Annotated in this window: 18 protein-coding genes; 2 read left to right on the forward strand and 16 right to left on the reverse strand. The window is 26.6% G+C overall.

The window, feature by feature from the left end:
• Positions 1-18 precede the first annotated feature (18 nt).
• Complete coding sequence (locus NT01CX_RS07180; RefSeq protein WP_011722399.1) at positions 19-1,752, reverse strand: HAMP domain-containing methyl-accepting chemotaxis protein; 1,734 nt, start codon at positions 1,750-1,752, stop codon at positions 19-21.
• Between the two features lie 295 nt (positions 1,753-2,047).
• Here NT01CX_RS07180 and NT01CX_RS07185 point away from each other — a divergent pair.
• Positions 2,048-3,488, forward strand: a protein-coding gene (locus NT01CX_RS07185; protein ID WP_242648479.1) for an IS1182-like element ISCno1 family transposase whose coding sequence is annotated in 2 segments (ribosomal slippage) — positions 2,048-3,397 and positions 3,399-3,488 — 1,440 coding nt in all. Because the reading frame shifts where the segments join, the coding sequence is not laid out codon by codon here.
• Positions 3,489-3,570: 82 nt separating this feature from the next.
• Here the strand turns inward: NT01CX_RS07185 and NT01CX_RS07190 are convergent.
• The 13 genes from NT01CX_RS07190 to NT01CX_RS07250 all read right to left on the reverse strand — a co-directional run bounded on the left by NT01CX_RS07190 (position 3,571) and on the right by NT01CX_RS07250 (position 17,343).
• The gene (locus NT01CX_RS07190) at positions 3,571-3,783 is read right to left on the reverse strand and encodes a hypothetical protein (RefSeq protein ID WP_011722400.1); all 213 of its coding nucleotides are present in this window, start codon (positions 3,781-3,783) and stop codon (positions 3,571-3,573) included.
• 244 nt (positions 3,784-4,027) lie between these two features.
• Positions 4,028-5,203: an SAM-dependent methyltransferase gene (locus tag NT01CX_RS07195; RefSeq protein WP_011722401.1), complete on the reverse strand. Its 1,176-nt coding sequence runs from the start codon at positions 5,201-5,203 to the stop codon at positions 4,028-4,030.
• Positions 5,204-5,299: 96 nt separating this feature from the next.
• Positions 5,300-5,920: an ATP-binding cassette domain-containing protein gene (locus tag NT01CX_RS07200; RefSeq protein ID WP_011722402.1), complete on the reverse strand. Its 621-nt coding sequence runs from the start codon at positions 5,918-5,920 to the stop codon at positions 5,300-5,302.
• Positions 5,913-6,674 carry an ABC transporter permease gene (locus NT01CX_RS07205; protein ID WP_011722403.1) on the reverse strand — a complete coding sequence of 254 codons (762 nt, stop codon included), beginning with the start codon at positions 6,672-6,674 and terminating at the stop codon, positions 5,913-5,915. The genes NT01CX_RS07200 and NT01CX_RS07205 overlap by 8 nt, the downstream gene beginning before the upstream one ends.
• A complete protein-coding gene (locus tag NT01CX_RS07210; RefSeq protein ID WP_011722404.1) occupies positions 6,646-7,641 on the reverse strand; it encodes an ABC transporter substrate-binding protein in 996 nt (331 codons plus the stop codon). Before NT01CX_RS07210 ends, NT01CX_RS07205 begins: the two co-directional genes overlap by 29 nt.
• 155 nt (positions 7,642-7,796) lie before the next feature.
• Positions 7,797-8,225, reverse strand: coding sequence for a flavodoxin (locus tag NT01CX_RS07215; protein WP_011722405.1), 429 nt, complete (start codon positions 8,223-8,225; stop codon positions 7,797-7,799).
• A 189-nt stretch (positions 8,226-8,414) separates the two neighbouring features.
• Complete coding sequence (locus NT01CX_RS07220) at positions 8,415-9,320, reverse strand: chemotaxis protein (protein WP_011722406.1); 906 nt, start codon at positions 9,318-9,320, stop codon at positions 8,415-8,417.
• A gap of 177 nt (positions 9,321-9,497) precedes the next feature.
• Positions 9,498-10,088 (reverse strand): 30S ribosomal protein S4, encoded by a 591-nt coding sequence (rpsD, locus tag NT01CX_RS07225; RefSeq protein ID WP_011722407.1) that lies wholly within the window; start codon positions 10,086-10,088, stop codon positions 9,498-9,500.
• 179 nt (positions 10,089-10,267) lie between these two features.
• A complete protein-coding gene (locus NT01CX_RS07230; protein ID WP_011722408.1) occupies positions 10,268-12,037 on the reverse strand; it encodes a methyl-accepting chemotaxis protein in 1,770 nt (589 codons plus the stop codon).
• Between the two features lie 166 nt (positions 12,038-12,203).
• On the reverse strand, positions 12,204-12,875 hold the full coding sequence (locus tag NT01CX_RS07235; protein WP_011722409.1) for an isochorismatase family cysteine hydrolase: 672 nt from the start codon (positions 12,873-12,875) through the stop codon (positions 12,204-12,206).
• Positions 12,876-12,959: 84 nt separating this feature from the next.
• Positions 12,960-13,910 carry an alpha/beta hydrolase gene (locus NT01CX_RS07240; RefSeq protein WP_011722410.1) on the reverse strand — a complete coding sequence of 317 codons (951 nt, stop codon included), beginning with the start codon at positions 13,908-13,910 and terminating at the stop codon, positions 12,960-12,962.
• A gap of 113 nt (positions 13,911-14,023) precedes the next feature.
• Positions 14,024-16,375, reverse strand: a complete 2,352-nt coding sequence (locus NT01CX_RS07245; protein WP_011722411.1) for a cation-translocating P-type ATPase — start codon at positions 16,373-16,375, stop codon at positions 14,024-14,026.
• Positions 16,376-16,449: 74 nt separating this feature from the next.
• Entirely contained in the window at positions 16,450-17,343 is an 894-nt protein-coding gene (locus NT01CX_RS07250) for a LysR family transcriptional regulator (RefSeq protein ID WP_011722412.1), read from the reverse strand.
• A 132-nt stretch (positions 17,344-17,475) separates the two neighbouring features.
• Here NT01CX_RS07250 and NT01CX_RS07255 point away from each other — a divergent pair, with 132 nt between their 5' ends.
• Entirely contained in the window at positions 17,476-18,480 is a 1,005-nt protein-coding gene (locus NT01CX_RS07255) for a YeiH family protein (protein WP_011722413.1), read from the forward strand.
• 95 nt (positions 18,481-18,575) lie between these two features.
• On the opposite strand, the gene NT01CX_RS07260 is transcribed toward NT01CX_RS07255, so the two are convergent.
• Together NT01CX_RS07260 and NT01CX_RS07265 are read right to left on the reverse strand one after the other, a co-directional pair.
• Positions 18,576-19,949 carry an MATE family efflux transporter gene (locus tag NT01CX_RS07260; RefSeq protein ID WP_011722414.1) on the reverse strand — a complete coding sequence of 458 codons (1,374 nt, stop codon included), beginning with the start codon at positions 19,947-19,949 and terminating at the stop codon, positions 18,576-18,578.
• A 181-nt stretch (positions 19,950-20,130) separates the two neighbouring features.
• Complete coding sequence (locus NT01CX_RS07265; RefSeq protein ID WP_011722415.1) at positions 20,131-23,016, reverse strand: ABC transporter substrate binding protein; 2,886 nt, start codon at positions 23,014-23,016, stop codon at positions 20,131-20,133.
• Positions 23,017-23,024: the final 8 nt, after the last annotated feature.

A 23,024-nucleotide genomic window follows, 5' to 3' on the forward strand; every position in this document is an offset into this window, starting at 1 on the left:
ATAATTTAAATTTATAAATTATATTTTAAATTTTGAAACTGATCCTAACAATCTTTCAAATGTTTCTTTATTTTCTTTAGCCATATTTAAAACTTCAACTGTCTTATCAGAAACCTCTCCGATTCTTTCAGCTATATCTACCGTTCCAGTAGCACCTTCATTAGCAGCAATTGTTATGTTATTTATTACTTCTGCTATATTTTTCATTGATGTTAATAATTCATCTGATGTTTCATCAAGTTCATTTGAGAAATTATCATAAAAATTTGAATCCTCACTATATTGATTACATATATCTATCATTTGTTTATATGCACTTACCACTTCATCTTCAATAAATTTAAGTGCTTGTGTAGAGTTATTGGTAAGATTTTCAACAGAACCTACTACCTGCTTAGTTATTTCTTGAATTTCTGTTACCGTTTCATTTGACTGTTCTGCAAGTTTTCTAATTTCTTCAGCTACAACAGCAAAACCTTTTCCAACTTCTCCAGCACGAGCAGCTTCTATTGCTGCGTTTAATGCAAGTAAATTTGTCTGTGATGTTATCTCTAATATAGCATCAGATAAAATACCTATTTTCTCAATCGATTTAGAATCTTCTATAGCCTGTTTTAACTTTTCATCTATATTTTTTCTAACTTCATGAGCATTATTTCTTGATAAAATAGCTTGTTTTTTTATATTTTCTGCTTTGTTTAATACTTCAGTAGCATTTTTAGCTCCTTGTTCAGCCTTATTTGCTATTAGTGCAACTTTTTTCTCTATTTCTTCCGATGTTGCATTCATCTCCTCTGTAGATGCTGCTGTTTCTTCCATACCACTTGAAAGTTCTTCTGTAGTAGATGATACTTGTTCAATGTTAAATTTTAACTCATCTATAAGCTTATCCACAGCCTTTATGTTTTCCATAGAACTTTTTGATTCATCTACAGTTACCTTAATAGAATCTTTTATAGTCAATCTCATTTTTTCCATAGATTTAATTATAGTACCAATTTCGTCATTTATATTTAAATATACTTCAGGTGCACCTTGACTAAAATCTCCTGTAGCTAATACTTCTATATACTCTACAGTATCAGCTAAAGCTTTATTTATTAATTTTACAACAATCACACTTATTCCAATAGACACAATTAATCCTAATATAATTATTATTGCTGTTAATTTAACTGTACTATTATAATTTACTTCACTTAACTTATGAAATTCTTGTGACCTATTTAATATACTAGTATCTAGTTTTTTTATACTGCTTAGTAATCCTTTGGTTACCTGTTTCATATTTTGATAACCATAATTCATACCATCTTCTCTTCCTTTACTATTACACATATCAATAGTATTACACGCTATTTTTTCATACTCTTTAAATTCATTTTTAAGCATCAAAGAATATTTTTTTTCCTCATCCGTGATATTTAACTTATTAAATCCATCTAATTCTTCGTTAATATTATTAAATTGTGATCTTATTTTTTCATTTTCTTTTTGTTTTTGTTCAGGTGTATATTGATCAAAAAGAACTACATATTTTTCAAGATCCATACGAATATTTTGAATCTCAAATTTTATATCCCCTATAGAATTTACAGGAAGTAACATGTCATTGTACATAGTATTTAACATTTGAAATTCGTTATTATAACTTCTTAATCCCTGTGCTGTTACAATCAACATAAAAATATTAATTACTACAACTATAAGGACAACTTTTTGAGACACTTTTAAATTCTTTATGAAAACCATTACATTTTCCTCCCTAATTTATATTTTTAAGTCACATTATATAAAATCATTATATACTATACCTTGTGAAATTTCTAGATATAATAACATCCTTTGATAATATTTCCATTAAATCCCTAAATACTTTTCAAATAAAAAATAGAGTATTTCAATTAAATACTCTCAGGCTGTTGATAAACATAATTTGTCAACAGCCTTTTTACATTTATTACAAAAAGGATTTTTAGTGTTTATGTAGAATATATATTTTAGAACAATAAATCTTTTAGCCCGTTAGGGCTCCTACGGAGGAAAAATGCTTACTAATAATGAAAGAAAACAAAATCAATTAGAACTAGTTTATATAGAAAATTTAGTACCTGAAAATCACATACTTAGAAAGATAGATAAATACATAGACTTTTCATTTATAAGAGATTTAACTAAGGATTTATATTGTGCTGATAATGGCAGACCATCAGTGGATCCAGTTGTATTATTTAAAATGCTTTTTATAGGATACCTATTCGGTATACGTTCAGAGCGTCAGCTTGTAAAAGAAATCCAGGTAAATGTAGCTTACAGATGGTTTTTAGGATATGGACTTACTGATAAAATACCAAGTCATTCCACTATAAGCCAGAATAGAACAAAAAGATTTAGTAATACAAATATACATCAAGAAATATTTGATAATATTGTATTTCAAGCTATTAATAGAAACTTGGTTGATGGCAAAATTCTATATACTGATTCTACTCACTTAAAAGCTAACGCTAATAAACATAAATTTATTAAAAAAGAAATAACTAAATCCACAAAGGAATACTTTGATGAATTAGAGAATGACATTAATAAAGATAGAATTAATCATAATAAAAAGCCTCTAAAAAAAAAGACTAAAATAGCTGAAACTAAGGAAATAAAAGTAAGTACAACTGATCCAGACAGTGGATATATGGTTAGAGATGGAAAACCTAAAGGCTTTTTTTATTTAGATCATAGAACTGTTGACGGAAAGTATAATATTATAACAGACGTTCATGTTACTCCCGGGAATATAAACGATGTAGATCCTTATGTTAAAAGAATAGAAACTCAAATAGAAAAGTTTAATTTTAATACAAAATATTTAGTAGCAGATGCCGGATATTCTACGAATCCTATTTGTAAGCAAATTTCAGACAAAAATTATCAAGGTGTTTTTGGGTTCCGTTTAGGACCCCATGTTAAAGGAAAATATACAAAATATAGATTTCAGTATGTTAAAGAATTAGATGGATATGTATGTATTAATAATTGCTTTTTAAAATATAGAACTACTACAAGGGAAGGTTATAAAGAATACGTAAGTAATGCGGAGCATTGTGCTTCTTGCAAATATAAAAATAATTGCTTAACATCTGATAAATCCATTAATAGAACTATACGTCGTCATGTTTGGGAAGACTATAAAGATCAAATTTTTAGATTTACTAAAACAGAAAAAGGTAAAAATATTTATAAACGACGTAAAGAAAAGATTGAGCGTAGCTTTGCTGATTCAAAAGAATTACATGGGCTACGTTATTGTCGCATGCGAGGAATTAAAAATGTTTCTGAGCAGTGCCTACTTACAGCGGCAGTTCAGAATATGAAAAAGATAGCCATGGTGCTATCGCACTATTTTTTTGTGTACGTTAATTCAAATTTATTCCAAATCAACATACATAATAAATATTTTTCGAATGCTATCGCATAAAAGAATTTTGGCGTAAACAAAAGCCCCCAATTGTTGGGGGCTTTTTGAACAATCTGAGAGTATTTCAATTAAATACTCTATTTTTTATTTGTTCTATATTAACATTTTAATTTAGTTCTAGCTGATAATCTACTTGCCCAGAATTCAGAGTCAAAGTACATTATTTTTGGAGGATCCTTTTCAAGTTCATCTATCATTGAAGATTGTTCTACAATTTCTTTAGCTTTTTCTTTTGTGTAGTTGTATTTTTCTATCAATGAATTCACCACATAGTCTTGAAACTGCTTTCTCTCTTGTAAAGATAGTATCATTGTTTTTCTCCCCTTATCTTTTATTTTTATAATTTAATCATATATTTTTTATAAATTTATTACAATATTCAAATTTTATGTTGAATTTTAGCTAAAATTATATTTTAAAATTTTGTAACCTTTACACTTCCTCTTGCTACTATTTTTATTATTAGTTATATTTTTACCAAAATAAAAAAAATAATTCCTTAAAAATAAATTTAAAGAATTATTTTTTAATATTATTATGGTTTTTCAAATATTATCATTTATATAAATAATCTCTAGTCATAGGAAGATTATTATTAAGTCCTTTAGTAAATAAAAATTGATGTATATCTATAACTCCATAATGGAAAGATGCTGCACAAGAATTTAAATATAATCTCCACATTCTAATAAACTTTTCATCCTTCATGTTTCTTACTTTGTCTAGGTTATCTTCAAAATTCTTAGCCCAACATTCTAGTGTTTTACTATAATGAAGCCTTAAACTTTCAGCATCTATTAAATGAAGATTATTTTCTCCCATATTATAAACAAGTTCTCTAAATGATGGTATATATCCTCCCGGGAAAATATATCTTTTAATCCATTCGTTGGCTTCTCCTTCAACTTGAGCTGTAATGCAATGAAGTAAACATACCCCTTCCTCTTCTAATAATTCACTAATATCCTTTATATATCCTGGTATGTTTTTTCTTCCAACATGTTCTGCCATTCCTACACTTACTATTCTATTAAACTTTATGTTCTCTTTTAAAAGTTCTCTATAGTCCATTAGCTTTACATCCACTAAATCTTCAAGTCCATTTTCCTTAATTCTTTCATTTACCTTTTTAACTTGCTCTGTGCTTAAAGTTATTCCTGTAGCTTTTACACCATATTCTTTTGCAGCTTCAATTATAAGTTCTCCCCAACCGCATCCTATATCTAATAATTTATCTCCATTCTTTAGATTTAATTTTTTTAATATGTACTTTACTTTATTTAATTGTGCATCATACAAAGTGTCTTCTTTAGTTTTAAAATAAGCACAAGAATAACTCATAGTATCATCTAACCATATACTATAAAAATCATTTCCTAAATCATAATGAGCCTGTATGTCCTTTTTATTTTGTCTTATTGAATGTTTAGTAACATTATATAGTTTTGAAAATACAGATGCCTTATGTAAAAAACTATCCTTATTTTTATAAATTGACTCAATTATAGTTTGTATGTTTCCGTCAAAATCTATTGCTTTATTCATGTAAGCTTCACCTAATGTTAAAAAAGGATCACGAAGAATATCTTTTTCTTTTATATTCTCATTTATAAATATTTTAAATTTGCTATTTCCTTCTCCAAACTTTTCTACAGTACCATCCCAATATTGCACCTCACATGTATCTGAAAATAGCCCTTTTAGAAATTTATTCAAAAACAATTTATTCATATTAGCTTCTCCTTAATTTTTGTTTAATTTATACTTTCATGTATATTATTATCACTAAGTATAATTTTATACATAATTTAGAAGTTTATATTTATATTAATTATTTTTTTCTAAAAAATATATTTTATCTGTCATATACTTAGCTTCTTTTATATCATGGGTAACTAATACAACAGTTCTTCTATCATAATTCCATATGTTTAAAAATTCATCTATTATATCTTTTTTAAGTTCCATATCTATCCCTTTAAAAGGTTCATCCATTAGCAATAAATCACTTTCATATGCAAAAGCTCTTGCAATAGCTACTCTTCTTTTCATGCCACCACTTAATTCCCTTGGATATTTATCTCTGTGATTTTGCAACTTAACTAGTTTTAAATACTTATCTACTATATTTTTTATATTTTTCTTACTATATTTTGACTTAAGCACAAAAGCTATATTGTCATAAACACTTAGCCATGGTATAAGTCTATCTTCTTGAAATATATAGGATATATTATTTCCATTATAAATTACTTCTCCACTATCTATATCTTCAATACCACTTATAATATTAAGTAGTGTAGTCTTTCCTGTACCTGAAGGACCTAATATTGCATTAATACTATTCTTTTTTAATGACATATTAAATTTTTCAAATATCTTTTCATTCCCATACTTTTTATACACATCTATTAGACTTATCATGATATCATCTGCTTTTTTATTCATGGCATCTCCTTAAACTATGTAAATTTTTTATATAAGTTTTAAATATCACTTCAAATAATAAGCTTAATATTATAACTACAATAGTCCATGCAAAAAGTTCTTCTGTTTCTAACATGGATTTTGAATTTAAAATATTCAATCCAATTGAATATTTAGGGGTACTTAATACTTCTGATGCTACAGATACTTTAAAAGCTAATCCAAGGCACATTAATATGGAAGACTCCACATAGGTTTTTATATTTGGAATATAAATATCCTTCACTATATATATCTTTTTTACATTATATATATTTGCCATTTGTAGTAAATTTAAATCTGTAGATTTTATGCCTTCTACAACATTTGTATATATTATAGGAAAACATATTAAAATAGTTGTAAAAATAGAAACATTGCTAGCTTTAAACCAAACTAATGCAAGTATTATAATAGACATAACAGGGGTTGCCTTTATTGAGGATATTAGTGGCATTAAGATTTCTTCTAAATAAACATTTATACCAGAACATAGTCCAAGTATAATTCCTAAAAGGATTGAAAATAGTAATCCCATAACAACTCTACTTACACTACTAAATATTGTTATCCAAAAGTATTTTTGTACTATAAGATTTAATAATGAAATAAACGTAGCTTTCGGAGAAGGAAATAAAACTTGGTTATTAATGTAGAGAGACACTGCTCCCCAAATTAATAACCAAAATAAAATTATAAATGCCCTTCTATTTATTTTCATAATAGAATTTATCATCTGGTATTTTTCCTCCAACTGATTTTGGATTGTTTTTAAGTAAAATCTTATAAAATTCTTCTAAATCACCTTTAGCATCTTTTGCATCTATAAATACTATATTGCATTTTGGTATTGCCATTTCAGCAACTTTTGCCTTAGGTACTATTCCATACTTTTCAATTAATTTTGATGCTTCTTCTTTATCTTTATTTACAAAATCAACTGATTTTCTATACTTGTCTATAAATTTGTCCAATTCTTCTTTGTTTTTATCTACAAAATCTTTTTTAAATATTATTGTACCCATTATAAGCTTACTATGATTACTTGATACTTTATCCCATTCTCTTGTTAAATCAATAGGAATACTAAGGTTTTTATCTTTCATTTTAGTTATGCTAACAAATGGTTCAGGTAATACTGCTACTTTAATCTTGCTAGAAGCTATAGCTGTAGATAAATCACTATGTTGCATACTATACTCTATATTTACATCTTTTCCTTCAACTAGTCCATTTTTATTTAGTATATGTTTTAATATAAATTCAGGTGTAGCACCTTTTCCGCTAGCATATATAGTTTTTCCTTTTAAATCTTTTATAGTTTTTATATCATTTCCATTTTGAACAATATATAAAACTCCTAATGTATTTGCACCAATAAGTTTAACATTCCCTTTTGTTTTATTGTACAATACAGAAGCTAAGTTTGAAGGTACACAGGCACCATCTAATTCTCCATTTACTATTTTAGATACTATTTGATCTGGTGAATCAACTAAAGAAATTTCATAATTATCTTTGTCTTCTTCCATAAGCTTAACCATACCCATACCTGTAGGTCCTTTTAAAGTAGCTATTTTTATCTTTGCTTTTGTTTCCTCATTATGTTTAGTAGTTTCATTAGTATTCTTTGAACATCCTACAAATAAAGCGCTCATAATTACTGCTAATAATAAAAATATTGTTTTTATTTTATTTTTCATAATTCCACCTCCTATAATATTTATTATATTCCTTTCATATTAGTTTTCAACATATGAACATTTTTCCAATTAGAACTCATATAAAAATAATCCTCTAGACTATTTAATTTCCAGAGGATTATTTTTGTATGATATACTATTCAAAATATATTATATTAAGCTTTTGCTAATGTTTCTCCAAGTTCCTTGCACTTTTCAATCCCTTCATCATCAGGAGTATTATTAATTATTAAACAATCATCAACTATATTTGCTCCATAGCCTGTCATTCTTTCTTCCCAATCTTCCATCCATTCTCCATTTCCCCAACCATAAGAACCAAATAGAACTAGTTTTTTTCCTTTAATTGCTGATGAAATTGAATCTACAAATGGCTCCATTTCTGATTCTTCTAATTGCTCTGCGCCCATTGATGGACAACCAAGTCCAACTGCATCCGCATTTTCTATATCTTCAACTTTCGCTTCACTTACATTCATTAATTTAACATTTACATCATCAATTCTTGCTCCTTCTGCAACTGCATTTGCCATTGATTCTGTATTACCTGTACCACTCCAATAAATAACAACTAATTCTTTCATATCCATCCTCCTTATTGATATTGATTATCATTTTCATATTTATTATATTATTATTCTCCCAAATTGTCAACATACTAAAATAATAATTTTAATTTTTCAAGTATTCTTATGGTTATTATGAAAATTAAAAGGATATGTGATATTTTTTAAATCTATCACATATCCTTTAGCTTCAAATACAATTTTAAATTAGTTTTCTAACTTGTCAATATATTTATCTATACATTGAACCAACTCTCCTATTTCAGGCTTACTTAACTGTTCATCTGCCCCAACTTCTTCTCCTTTATGTCTTAATCCATCAGTTATTAATGATGAAAATATTATAACAGGTAATTTACGTAAAATAGGGTGCTCTTTTATTTTTCTTGTAAGAGTATGTCCATCCATTTGAGGCATTTCTATATCAGTAATTAAAAGTTGAACATCTTCTATAAAACATTCTTTTTTAGTTTCAGCCAAATTATATAAATAATTTAATGCTTGTTTTCCGTCATTAAATAATTTTAAATTTTTAAATCCAGCTTTTGTTAAAGTATCTTTTAGTAGTTTTCTAATTAACGCGGAATCATCAGCTAATATAATTTTTATATTAGATCTATCTTTATAATCTATATTTACAACTTTCTCCTCACTAATACCTGCACTTGGATTTATATCTGTTACTATTTTCTCAAAATCTAATAACAATATTATTCCACCATTTAAAAGAATATTTCCTGTAACCAATGAATTAGCTGATAAATCATCTGGCTTTACTATAGTATCCCATTTGATTCTATGAACAGCAACGATATCATCTATATTAAATGCAACTTTTATTTGATTAAATTCACATATTATAACCTTACTTTTAGTTTTTTCACTTTTTTGTCCATTTAATATATATCTTAAATCAATCAAAGTTATTATCTCATCTCTGCATAAAATAAGTCCGGCAATTGCAGGATGTGAATCTGGAAGCTCAGTTAAATTGTCTACTTCCACTACCTCTTTTACTTTAATAACATTTATAGCATAATGTTTGTTATTTATAACAAACTCTAATATTTCTAATTCCCCTGTACCTGATTCTAATAATATTCCATTATCCATGAAACACACTCCTTAAAAATAAGTATTTATATACCAATAACAGCTCTCAGCTAAACTTCCTTATTGGTATAATAACACATTTTATATTATAATTACATATTAAATATTTATTTACTAATTTTCAATCTAATAAAAAAACTAAAAACACCTTTTGATCAGGTATTTTTAGTTTTTTAATTATTTAGAATACAATTCAACTACAGCAACTTCATTTACTTCTATAGGAATTTCTTCTCTATTTGGTATTCTTATTAACTTTCCAGTAAAATTATCATAATCTTTTTCTATATAAGGTAATTCAAAAGTTCTTAGTTCTAAAAAATTATTAGAAAACATTTCATTTTTTCTATATTTATCTTTAAGTGTAACTTCTTCTCCAACTTTAACTTCATAAGATGGAATATCAACTTTACTTCCATTAACTAATATATGCCCGTGATTTACCATTTGTCTCGCTTGACGAATAGAATTTGCAAATCCAATTCTATATACTAAATTATCTAGTCTACATTCTAACAATTTAAGTAAAGCATCACCTGTAACATCTTTAGACTTCATAGCTTTTTCAACATATCTTCTAAATTGCTTTTCCATTACCCCATAATAAGCTCTTACTTTCTGCTTTTCTAAAAGTTGAATACCGTAATCAGACATCTTTTTTCCTCTACTTTTGATTCCTTCTGCTCTCTTCATAGCTTTAGGATGCCCATAAATATTTACTCCTAATCTTCTTGATAACTTAAATCTTGGTTGTCTCATTTTTGCCATATTTTATTTCCTCCTTAGTACATACATTATGCTAATATGTTTTTCATATTTAAGTAAAATTATCACGTGATATATCAATCGTAACTTCTAATAAAAGTGTGTAATTTAAATACTTATTTTTATTAGTATATGTACTTATTGAAAAATGCACTCAAAAATTTATTTGAGTGCATTTTAATTTATATTTCAAATTTATTTATACTTTCTTTTAAGTTTTTAGATAAACTGTTTAATTCCTCTGATAATCCTTTAGCATAATTCATTTTTTCTTTCACTTCAGATGTAGATGCGTATACTTCTTCAGATGAACTTGACATTTCTTCTACAAGTACAAGTACTGAATTCATTGAATTATTTACAGAATCTTTTTTCTTATAAGCTTCTTCTATTTTCTCAACATTCTTTCCTATTATATCTGGCATATTTTGAATAAATCTGACAACCCTACCTAAAATCTTTCTGGTTTCATTTATAGTTTTTATCTGTCCTTCTGCTACATCACTAGATTTTTCTGTACTCATAACTGACACATTAATAGCTTCTAAAAGTTCTTTTATTAAATTATTTATTTCTTGTACAGCATCTGAAGTTTCTGATGATAATTTTTTTATTTCATCTGCTACCACAGCAAATCCACGTCCTGCATCACCTGCTCTTGCAGATTCAATAGAGGCATTTAATGCTAATAAATTTATTTGATTTGATATTTGTTCTATTGTACTAACTATTCCTACTATATTATTAGATTTTTCTAGAAGTGATTGTATATTTTCTTTAGTTTCATTAGAAACCTTTATATTTTCTCCACTTCTTTCCTCAAGTCCAGTTAATATACTTATTATGTTTTCATTTAGTTTATTAGCACTTGATGCTTCTTTTCTTATATTTATACTATTTTCTCTAATTACCTCAATGTCATCACCTAAAAGTTGCATACTCTCAAAGCTATTTTGCATTTCCTTAGTGGAATTACTTATAGACGATGCAATACTCTCCATTGCCTTATTTATAGCATTAGAATTTTCAAGTGTACTGTTAGTAGAAGAATTTATAATTACTGCTTTTTCTTCTAAAGCAAAGGATATATGCTTTATTTCTAGTATCATTGATTTTATTTCTTCTAACATATTATTAAATACCTTTGCAATATACCCTATTTCGTCTTTTCTTTTTATATTAATATTGGCATTTATATTTCCCTCTGAAACCATTTCCATAGAACTTAATATATGACCTAATGGATTTATCTTCTTATTCATTGAATACCATATGAGAATTATTGATAAAATTATTGTAATTAAAGCTATTAAACTTATGTATGTTAAAATTTTATACACTGGCTTATAAAAAGCCTCTTCATAACAGCCTATATTTATATACCAATCCCATGGCTCAAAATAGCCCACAGCATTTACCTTAGCCCTTTCTTTAATATCATTTGGATTTTTCCATCCAAAATGTATTATTCCATCATTTTTAGGATTTTTACCTTCGTCAATTATTAATTTAACTACATTGTTTCCATTACTGTCTTGTATACTTGATATGTTTTCTCCCTCTTTAAAAGGATGCATCATTTCAAGTCCTTCACTATTTATTGCATACATATAAGCATCTACTTTTAAATCTATATTTTTATTTATTCCTCTAGTTTTTCCATCTTTTTTTTTAGGATTTAACATCTCTTTTCTAAATATTTCTTGTGCTGCGTCTCTTGATAGTCCTCCTTGTTTAACCTCTTGCTCTAAACTGTCCATTATGATTAATCCTAGCTGGATTCTGTTTTTTAATTCTCTTTCTCCTAAATCATATAAAGAATTTTTAGCAATTTTAAAGGATGCTGTTGCAATTATAACTACTGCTAAGACTATAAGATAAAAAAATCTTATATATGATTTAAAAAAACTTTTCCTTAGTTTGTTATTCTGTTTTTCCGTTTTATTAAACATAAAATCCCCCCATAAAATTTTAATAATTAGACTTATCTAATTATTAAGCCCTACACAACTATACCTATATACTTTTGTTTATTATATTATTGTTATATATAATTTTCAAGAAAAATATTGTTTTATGTGTATTTTATGGAATAATTGTTTAATAAATGTATCACATTTATTTTATATTAGACATAATTTGAACTCCATTAATACTCATATTGTACATAGCAAATATATTCATTAAATCTCCATTATGCTCTTTAGAATGAAATGTTTCTACTGAATCCATAGGAAGAAATATACTAACTTCTTCATCTTTCTTATTAAAGTAACTTTTTAAAGTCATAACAAACTGCATTACACATATATCTGTACAATTTCCTACTACAATAAAATTATTTATATGATTATTTAAACTCATCCAACTTTTAAATTCCTCTTCTATAAATCCATTAGTAGAATTTTTTCCTATTATCTTTATATCTTCAAATTTTTTTAATTCATCAATTAATTCACTTTCCCACGTCTCCTTTAGGCAATGAACTGGATATTCATTAAACTCTATAGAATTCAATGAATGCTCATCATTAAAAGCTAAGATTTTAAATCCTCTTTTATAACATATGTTAGTTGTGTTAAGTACACTTGGAATTATATTATTTATGCGAGAACTCATTAAATTTCCCTTCTTTGCAAAGCCATTTACCATATCTACAATAACAAGGGCAGTATTTTCTTTTTTTAATAGTGTAGTATCTAATTCTTCACTACTTATTATTTTATTTATCATATTTTTTAAACTTTCTATTCCACTTTCTAAAGTATCGTTTAAATTATCTATTTTCATTTTTCTATCCTCCATATCCTTAAATAAAAAGTGCAGAGTAAATCCTACCCTACACCTTTATATTTTAAAATTTAAAACTAAAATTTATTCAGTTTCAAAAAATTCTATAATTCTTTTTTCATACTGATCCTTGTATAAAGAATAAGTTTTTATATGCTTTGCATTATTTGTAATCCATATTTCAGCACAACCTTTATTCTTTACACTGTTATAAATCTTCTCAGTATTTTCATATGGAATTGCTTCATCATCTTTACTGTGTATTAAAAATAACTTTTTATTACTCATATTAGATGCTGCTTTAATTGTATCAACATCTTCTATACTAAACCCTCTTATTTTAGGAAGTAAATACAATATTGCTTTTGTAAAATAAAAGTTAGGAAGCTTGGACCAATAAGATAAATTATCTTGTAGATAGTCTTTTAGATTTCCAAATGGACTATCTGCAACTATGGCTTTAACATCAGTAGATTCCGTTCCAGCAAGTATAGACGTTGTAGCACCCATAGACCATCCTATTAAGTTAATCTCTTTTGATTGTTTTTTATTTTTCACAAAATCAATAGCTCCAAGCAAATCATACTTTTCAAGTCCACCAATTGTTACAACCTTACCTTCTGATTCTCCAGAAGCTCTAAAATCAAATAATAATACATTATATCCATTTTCACATAATTTTTTTGCAAGGGTTAATACTGATATTTTATGAAGCTCTCTGTTGTTACCATATCCATGTGAAAATATAATAGTTTTTTTAGAATCAATTTGCTTATTTTGCTTCTGTGCTGGTATCCACCATCCCTTTAACAACACATCTTCATTTTTGCTTTTAAAAATAACATTTTCATAATTCATTCCATAATTCTTAGGATTATTTTTTATCTCTTCTCGTTTTGGAGATGTTAACTTTAATCCCACATAAACAGATATACTTGTGGCAACTAAAAAAACTATAATTAAAAATATTAATGTATTCTTAATTATAGTTCTCTTTGTTATTCTGCCTATAACATCTTTTTTTAATATTTTCATGTAAGTGTTCTCCTTTAAATCAATTTACTATAATAAAATAAAACATAATTAAAATTATCTGTTTTATTATAATATGATTTAAAAAAATATACAAACATTACACTATATTATCCTCAATTTTTTATCATTTTTTTATTTAAAATAGACAATAATATTATTGCTATAATAGCCAAAATACAAACTAAAACTATAGGAAGTATATATTTAGCATCTAAAAGTTTTATAACAAATATTTTTCTTGTATAAGGTATCATAAAGGTCAATACAAATAATATAGCCATTGAAAAAGTCACAATTATTCTGTATAAATTTAAAGGTCTTGAAACTTTAATTAGTACAAATAAGCTTAATACACTAAATATAATTAAAGCAAGAGTACGACATTCTTCTAAAGGCAATCCTCTTCTGTAACCAAAAGAAAACATTATAAGTGTACTTATCCCTATTACCACTCCATTAGGTATTGCAAATCCTAGTACCCTTTTTAAGAAATTATCTTTTATAATTTCTTTATTAGGAGATAAAGCTAAAAAGAATGCAGGTATACCTATTGATAATGACCCTACAAGAGTTAATTGTATTGGTATTATAGGAAATGGTACTAATAAAAACGCAACTATAATTGACAAAATTATAAAATACACTGTTTTTGATAAAAATAGCTCTGATACTTTTTCTAAATTATTAATTAATCTTCTTCCTTCCACTACAACATGTGGAAGTGCAGCAAAATCTGATTTCATAAGAATTAGTTGAGCAACAGCTTTAGTAGCATCAGAACCACTAGCCATAGCAATTCCACAATCAGCTTCTTTTAAAGCTAATACATCATTAACACCATCACCAGTCATAGCTACTGTATGCTTATTTTTCTTTAATGCTTTTACAATACCCTTCTTTTGATGAGGAGAAACTCTACCAAAAACAGAAACTTCCTCTACAACTTTTGATAATTCTTCTTCATCCTTTGGTAACTCTCTTGCATCTATATATTTATCCGCATTTTTAACTCCTACTTTTTTAGCTATTGCGGAAACTGTTACAGGATTATCCCCTGATATTATTTTTAAATTTACACTTTCTTTATTGAAATATCCAATGGTCTCATTTGCATTTTCTCTTATAATATCTTCCATAAATATAAGTGCTACTTTTTCTACTTTTCCTGCTAAATTTTCATCTAACACTTCTCCATTAAATTTTGCTAGCAAAAGTACTCTCATACCTTCCGTTGCAGCACTTTCAACTTGTTTTTCAATTTTTTTATACTCTTCTTTAAGTATCATTTCCGGTGCTCCTAAAATCCACACACCTTCTCGTTTTAATTCAATAGCTGACCATTTTCTTTTAGATGAAAAGGGTATTTTATTTATAATTTCTATTTTAGGATCAACTTTATATTTATGTAATAATGCTTTTTCAGTTTGATTTTTGCTTTTACTACTATGCACTATAGATGCTATTACTTTGTCTACTAATTCTTTATTTTCTTCTTTAAATGGAACTACATCGCTTACTTTTAAATCTCCTTTTGTTATAGTTCCAGTTTTGTCCAAACACAAAACATCTACTCTTGCTAAAACCTCTGTTGCTGGTAATTCTTGAATCAAAGTATCCCACTTTGATAATCTTATTACTGCAACTACAAATGTGGCACTAGTTAAAAGTACAAGTCCTTCAGGTACCATACCAACTATACCTGAAACCGATCCGATTAAAGCATCTTGCCAACTTTTTTTAACATATATTAATTGAGTATATGTAAGTAGTATTCCTATAGGAATTACAAGAACAATTATAATTCTAAATATTTTGTTTATAGCTATTTGTAATTTTGAATTTATAAGTTTAAACTTCTTAGCTTCTTCGGCAAGCTTGGCTGCATATGTATCCTTGCCTACTCCTGTTACTTTAACATAAGCTGTTCCTGATGTTACAAAACTTCCTGACAATAATTTGTCATTATTTCTTTTTAATATAGAATCAGATTCTCCAGTTATTAATGATTCGTCAACTTCTAGTTCACCATTATTTATAACAGTGCAATCTACCAATATCTGTTCCCCATCTTTAAGTAACATAACATCGTCCATAACTACTTCTTCTATATCTATTATTTCAATGATTCCACACCTTAACACTCTAACTTTTTTCTTGTTTATAACAGACAACTTTTCTAGTATGGTCTTTGCACGTACTTCTTGAAAAATACCAATTAATGTATTTACAATTATTACTCCTGCAAAAATAGCATTTTTAGGAGAACCTGCTATAAAAACCGCTATGGCTAAAATGGCATTTAATAAATTATAACTGGTAAATAAATTTGCTCTTAATATTTGCTTAAAAGTACGAGAAGGTGCCTTAGGAATAGTATTTACTTTTCCTTCTTTAATTCTCTTTTCCACTTCGTTTTTAGTAAGTCCCATTATCTTATTTTCTTTATCATGTACATTATTTGTCATATGTTTCACCACCCATAATTTATATTATATCTTATAATTTAATATAAAAACTACATATTAGTAAATTCTTATTTTTAAACAACTATATTATCAAAATACTCTTTTATTTTATGTGTAAGGGCTTTTATAGCATTTGATAGTATTACATTTTTCGGTAATATATACGAAAAAGATCTTGTATAATCTTTATTAGTATCTACTATTTTCAATTCTTTATTTTTTTCAGCTATTTTTGCAATATGTTCAGATATAAATGTAACACCTAAATTATTTTTTACCGCCTCTTTAACAGCATAATTACTTCCTAAAACTATAATATCTTTAGGAGCAATCTCATTATTTTGTAAAAATATATCTAAGTATTCCCTAGTTCCTGATCCTTCTTCCCTGGTAATCCAAGTTTGGTTTTCGTAACTTTCCTTTGAAAACTTTTTATTTGCTATAGGATTATTATTGGGTACAGCGATCACCATTTTATCCTTATAAAAATTCTCATATTCAAACTTGTCACTAGGAACAATTCCTTCTATTAGTCCTAAGTCCACTTCTAAATTTTCAACCATCTTGCATATCTCTGCTGTATTTTTAATGGTAACTTGTAATTTAAGTTCCGGATATTCTTTAGAAAATTCCCCTAAAAAAGCAGGAAGAAAATATTCACCAATAGTAAAACTAGCTCCTATTTTTAACTCTCCTTTTATGGATTTTGTATAATCCAAAAGATCGTATTTTGTATCTTCTAACAAAGATAGTATCTGTTTTCCCCTTTTATATAGCAATTCTCCTGATTTAGTAATAACTATATTTTTCTGTTTTATTGATCTTTGAATTAATGTAGTATTAAAATATTCTTCCAAACGTTTAATATGCAAACTAACACTTGGCTGGGATAAATTAATACTTTCTGCAGCTCTAGTAAAATTTTTGCATTCTACTACTGCAATAAATGTCTTTATCTCTTCTAGCATGAACACTTCTCCTTTAATTATTAAAAATACTAATTGTTACTATTAATAATACATATTTTACTTATGATTTTAAAGTATTTATACTTAAATCTGCAAGTAATTTTTAACTAACTTGAAAGAGAGTGTGATAATATGAATTTAAATTTAAATAAGATTTTAGATACTATACCTGGACTTATAGTATGTATTATCATTGCTTATATTGGTAAATATTTAGGATTGCTTGTACCTACTATCGGTGGTGCAACTCTTTCAATATTTATTGGTATGTTATTTGGCAATACCCTTGGAAATAAAAAAATATATACCAAAGGTTCTAAATTTGCCGAAAGTAACCTTCTGTCATACTCAATAGTTTTACTTGGAGGAACATTAAGTGCTAAAACCATATTAGCACTTGGAGTATCTGGAGTAGGATTTATTGTAATTCAAATGTCACTAACTATAATAGCTGCTTTATTAATAGGTAAAAAACTTGGATTTTCTGATAATTTTAGATTTTTAATGGCTAGTGGAAATGCTGTTTGTGGTTCTTCTGCTATAGCATCAACAGCTCCAGTAATAAAGGCAAGTGATGATGATAAAGTAATTACTATTACAATTGTTAATCTTACTGGTACTATATTAATGATTCTACTACCAATAATTGCAAAAGTATTTTTTCATTCAGAAATTCTTAAAACTTCTGCTTTAATTGGAGGAACTCTTCAATCGGTAGGTCAAGTTGTTGCTAGTGGTAGCATGGTAAATGAAAATGTAAAAGATTTATCTACTATATTTAAAATAGTACGTATTATTTTCTTAGTTTTTGTAGTATTAATTCTTGGAAACTTAAAGAAAAAATCCTTACAACATTCACAAAATTCTTCTTCAAAATCAAAAATAAAAATTCCGTGGTATGTTATAGGATTTTTTATAATGTGTACTTTATTTACTTTAAATATTATCTCTCCTAAACTATCTAGTACACTAAAAAGTATAAGTAACTCTTTTGAAATAATAGCCCTTGCAGGTATAGGTATGAGCGTTAAATTTAAGGAACTTATTGCTCAAGGAATTAAAGCTTCTATTTATGGATTAAGTATAGCCCTAGTACAAATATTATCAGCCCTTCCCCTTATATCAATACTCCTTTAATTTTAATTATCCATATATTAACTTTTACATAAATTATTTAAAAATAAAAGTACCTAATGTGAATTTTAGGTACTTTTTTATACTAAATATTAACTTTACATATCCTTAACCATATTGTGAATCCATTTATTGGAATGAAATCTTCTTAATAGTATTACAACTTTTATAATTTCTTCAACAACAGTCATAAGCACTACTAAATAAACTGGGAATTTTAATATAAATGCAGCAAAAGCAGCCAATGGTATTCCTATAAACCATAATGTAAAAGCTTGAAGTAGAGAACCGTAAGTTGCATCTCCACCCCCTCTTAATATTCCAACTATTAATACATTGTTACAAACCTTAACTATTAATACTGCTGAATAAATATATAAAATATATAATGAAGATAATCTTACTGCTTGTGATATATTAAATATAGATATTATAGGTCTTGCCATAATTGCTAATATTACTGACAAAATTATAGATATTACAAAGGTTAACTTTGATATTCTTCTAGCATAAAGTTTGCCATTATCTTCTCTATTTGCACCAATTTCATTTCCTATGACAACTACAGATGCATTAGCAAGTCCAAATGTAATTATCATAAATAAATTCATAACGGTTGTACAAATTTGTATGGATGCTGCAGCACCAGTTCCTATTCTTCCGTAAATGGCAGCATATGTTACATTACCAAGTCCCCAACAAGCTTCATTTAGAACAATTGGAAGTGTAACTTTATAAATTGCATCTATAACTTTTTTAGATGGACTTATTAATTCCTTTATTTTAGCATTTAATACTTTATTATTAGCATACACAGAAATTAAAATAATCAAACATTCTGTAGTTCTAGCTATAACAGTGGCAAGTGCTGCTCCTTTTACTCCCATAGCAGTAACACCTAATTTTCCAAAAATAAATATATAGTTTAATACTCCGTTAGTAATAAGTCCTATAAAACTAGCTACCATTGGTAGTACTGTATTTTCTATACTTCTTAATGCTGCGGCATAATTAAAAGTAATAGATGAGAAAAAATAGCTTATAGCAACTATAACCAAATATTCACTACCTATTTTTATAACTCTAGGATCTTTATTGAATAAAGACATTATTTTTTCAGGAATTATAATACCTACAGACATAAATATAATTGATATAATTCCTCCTACCATAAGTCCTATTCCTAATGCTCTTTTAATATTTTCCTTATCTCTTTTTCCCCAAAGCTGAGCTATAAATACTCCACACCCTGCTCCTATACCCATTGCAATAAGACTATATAAAAAGTAATACTGATTTGCTATACCTACAGCTGCAAGTTCAACTTCTCCTACTTTACCAATCATAAGCGTATCTAACATATTTAAAGATGATGCTATAAGATTTTGTATAACAATAGGTATAGTTATTAAAAAAAGTCTCTTGTAAAATGCTTTATCTTTTACAAATTCATCAAAAAAACCTATTTTCACAATAAAACCCCTTTCCTTTTAAACAAAAAAATAAAACCCACTTTGAGTTTTTTTGTCAAAGTGGATTTCAACACTTCCGTAATAACAATACATTATTACGAACACAATATACATTTTTATAAAAAAAATTATATTAAAAATACTGATTTTTGTCAATATTAAGATAGAATAACTAACTAAATTATCTATCTATATAACCTTTTTTTAGCAATTCTTTAAATTCAAATTCTTCTACAGGTTTACTAAAATAGTATCCTTGTATTTCATCACAATTAGCCTCACATAATACATCAAGTTGCTCATTTAGTTCAACGCCTTCTGCAATTACATTAAGTCCTATTTTGTGTGCTAAATCTATTATGCCTTCCACTATAAATTTATCATTTTTATTTATGTGTATTGTATCTATAAATGATTTATCTAACTTTATTTTATTAATTGGAAGCATCTTTAAATAACTTAAAGATGAATATCCTGTTCCGAAATCATCTAAAGCAATTTTTACCCCTATATCTCTTATACTATTAAGTATATCCAAATTTGTTTCCTTAGATTCCATCATTACACTTTCAGTAATTTCTAATTCTAAACATTCCGGTGGTAATTTTGTTTTCTCTAAAATTTCTTTTAATTTTTCTATAAAATCATCTTGTTGTAACTGTATTACTGAAACATTTACAGATATAGTTATATCTTTTAAGTTTTCAATTTGCCATTGTTTTCTCTTTAAACAAGATTCTCTAAGCACCCATTCTCCAATAGAATTTATAAGTCCTGATTTTTCTGCTATAACAATAAATTCTGAAGGAGATACAAACCCAAATTTTTCACTATTCCACCTTAATAAAACCTCAACACCTTTAATTTCTCCTGTGTTTGCATTTACTTGCGGCTGAAAAACAAGTTTTAATTCTTTTCTTTCAATAGCATGTCTAAGTCCTTCTTCAAGTTGAGATCTTCTTATTAAATTACTTGACATTTCTTTGTTATATATTAAATACTTACTTTTTCCTAAGTTTTTAGCACTATACATAGCTGTATCAGCATATTTTAATAATACACTTTGGTCACAACTATCCTTTGGAAAGAAACTTATACCTAAACTCACAGTAGTATAAATATGCTCATTTTTTACAATAAATGATTTACTGAATAATTTTAAAATATTGTCTGCAAGCAACTCTATGTCTTTCTCATTATAGCTTCCACATTGTACTATTATGAATTCATCTCCACCAAGTCTATAGAATCTTTCATCTTCAGTTAATATATTACTTATTCTTTTGTTTACCTTTTTTAATAGTTCATTTCCATAATCATGGCCTAAAGTATCATTTACATTTTTGAAATTATCGATATCTAAAAACATTATGGCACCTATTTTGTTATCTTTTTTAACATTTTGTATTATGCCATATATATCTCTTGAATAGGCTACTCTATTTGGAAGCCCGGTTAAACTATCATTGTATGCTAAATACTCTATTTTTTTTATTGCTTCTTTTCTATCTGTTATATCAGTTATAGAACCTGCTATCTTTAGTACATTTCCTTCACCATCTCTAAGAGCTTTGCCCTTTATATTAAACCAATTTTCATAATTAAATTCATCTAATATTCTGCACTCAACATCAATATAATTTTCATTTTTATATAATATTTCTTTAAATTTTTCTATAATCTTCTTATAATCCTCTTCTTTTATAATTTTACTAAAATATCTTTTATTTTCATTAATATCAGTATACTTTGAAGATCCTTTGATTATATTCAACTTATTAGACATAAAAAGCTTATCTTCTTTTATATCCCATTCCCAAATAGCATCATTAGATCCATCTACTACAAGCTTATATTTTTGTCTACCTTTTTCTAATGTTTCTTTGCTCTTCTCAAGTGCTATATAATTCTCTTTTAACTTTTTTTCACTTTCTATTCGCTTTCTAATATTTATAGATAATATTATTATAAATGTAGTTAATATAAATATTAAACTGCTAACAGCAACTATATATCTTTTATATTCATATATAAAAGAATATGGTCTATTTACTATAGTAGAATTTTTAGGTAAATTATTTAACTTTATATTATGCTTTACTAATTCATTGTAATTAAAAACATAGTTACTAGGGCAATTACGCATAATAGGAACATTTTTTACATTAATTCCTCTTAAAATTTTTGATGCCATATTACCTGCTACTAGCCCTTGATCGTATCCAGATATCACTTTTCCGCCTACAACATTTTTTCCAAATAAAAAATCCCAACAAACATATATAGGATATTTGCACTTTTCTAGTATTTTACCACTTTTAGAAAATGGAATAACATCATAATTATCATCTCTAAATTGTCCAATATACAATATTACCGTATCTGAAGAAAGTCCTTTAAGCTTATTATAAAATTCTTTTTGTGTAATATCTTTACAAAAGTACACATTTACTCTTTCTTTATATTTACTTATAACCTTTTTAGCACTTTCCTCATTACTTTTTCCCGTAGTAGAACTGTCTGTAACTACCACAATATTTTTAGTATTAGGTTGCATAGTAAAAATACTGCTTATAGTAGAATCTACATCTATCTTTTCTACTACCCCTGTACAATTTTTTTTATTCTTAATTAAATCATCACTAAATTCATTTATTCCACAAAACACCAAGGGACAACTATTTAAAAATTTAATTTTAGAGCTTAATATAAAATTCAGTGCATCATTATCACAACATATAATTAAGTCTATTTTCTTATTTTCATATTTTTTTATATATAGCTTAGTGAGCATGTCTATATATTCTGCATTATTTATATTTTTAGTATCCATATATTCATGAAATAAATGGATATCATATTGATTATTTAAAACATCATATATGCCTCTTTCCATATGTCTTGTCCATTTAAATCCCTCATCATAAGAATTCAATATTAAAACATTCTTATAGTCTAGAGAATAAACAATATATGTCTTACACATAAAAACACAAAATACAATAATAAAATAAATAAATATTTTTAAAATCTTATTATTGGTTCTTTTTAAAAATTCTTCTTCCATAAATTACT

Source organism: Clostridium novyi NT (genome assembly GCF_000014125.1).
Lineage (GTDB): Bacteria > Bacillota > Clostridia > Clostridiales > Clostridiaceae > Clostridium_H > Clostridium_H novyi.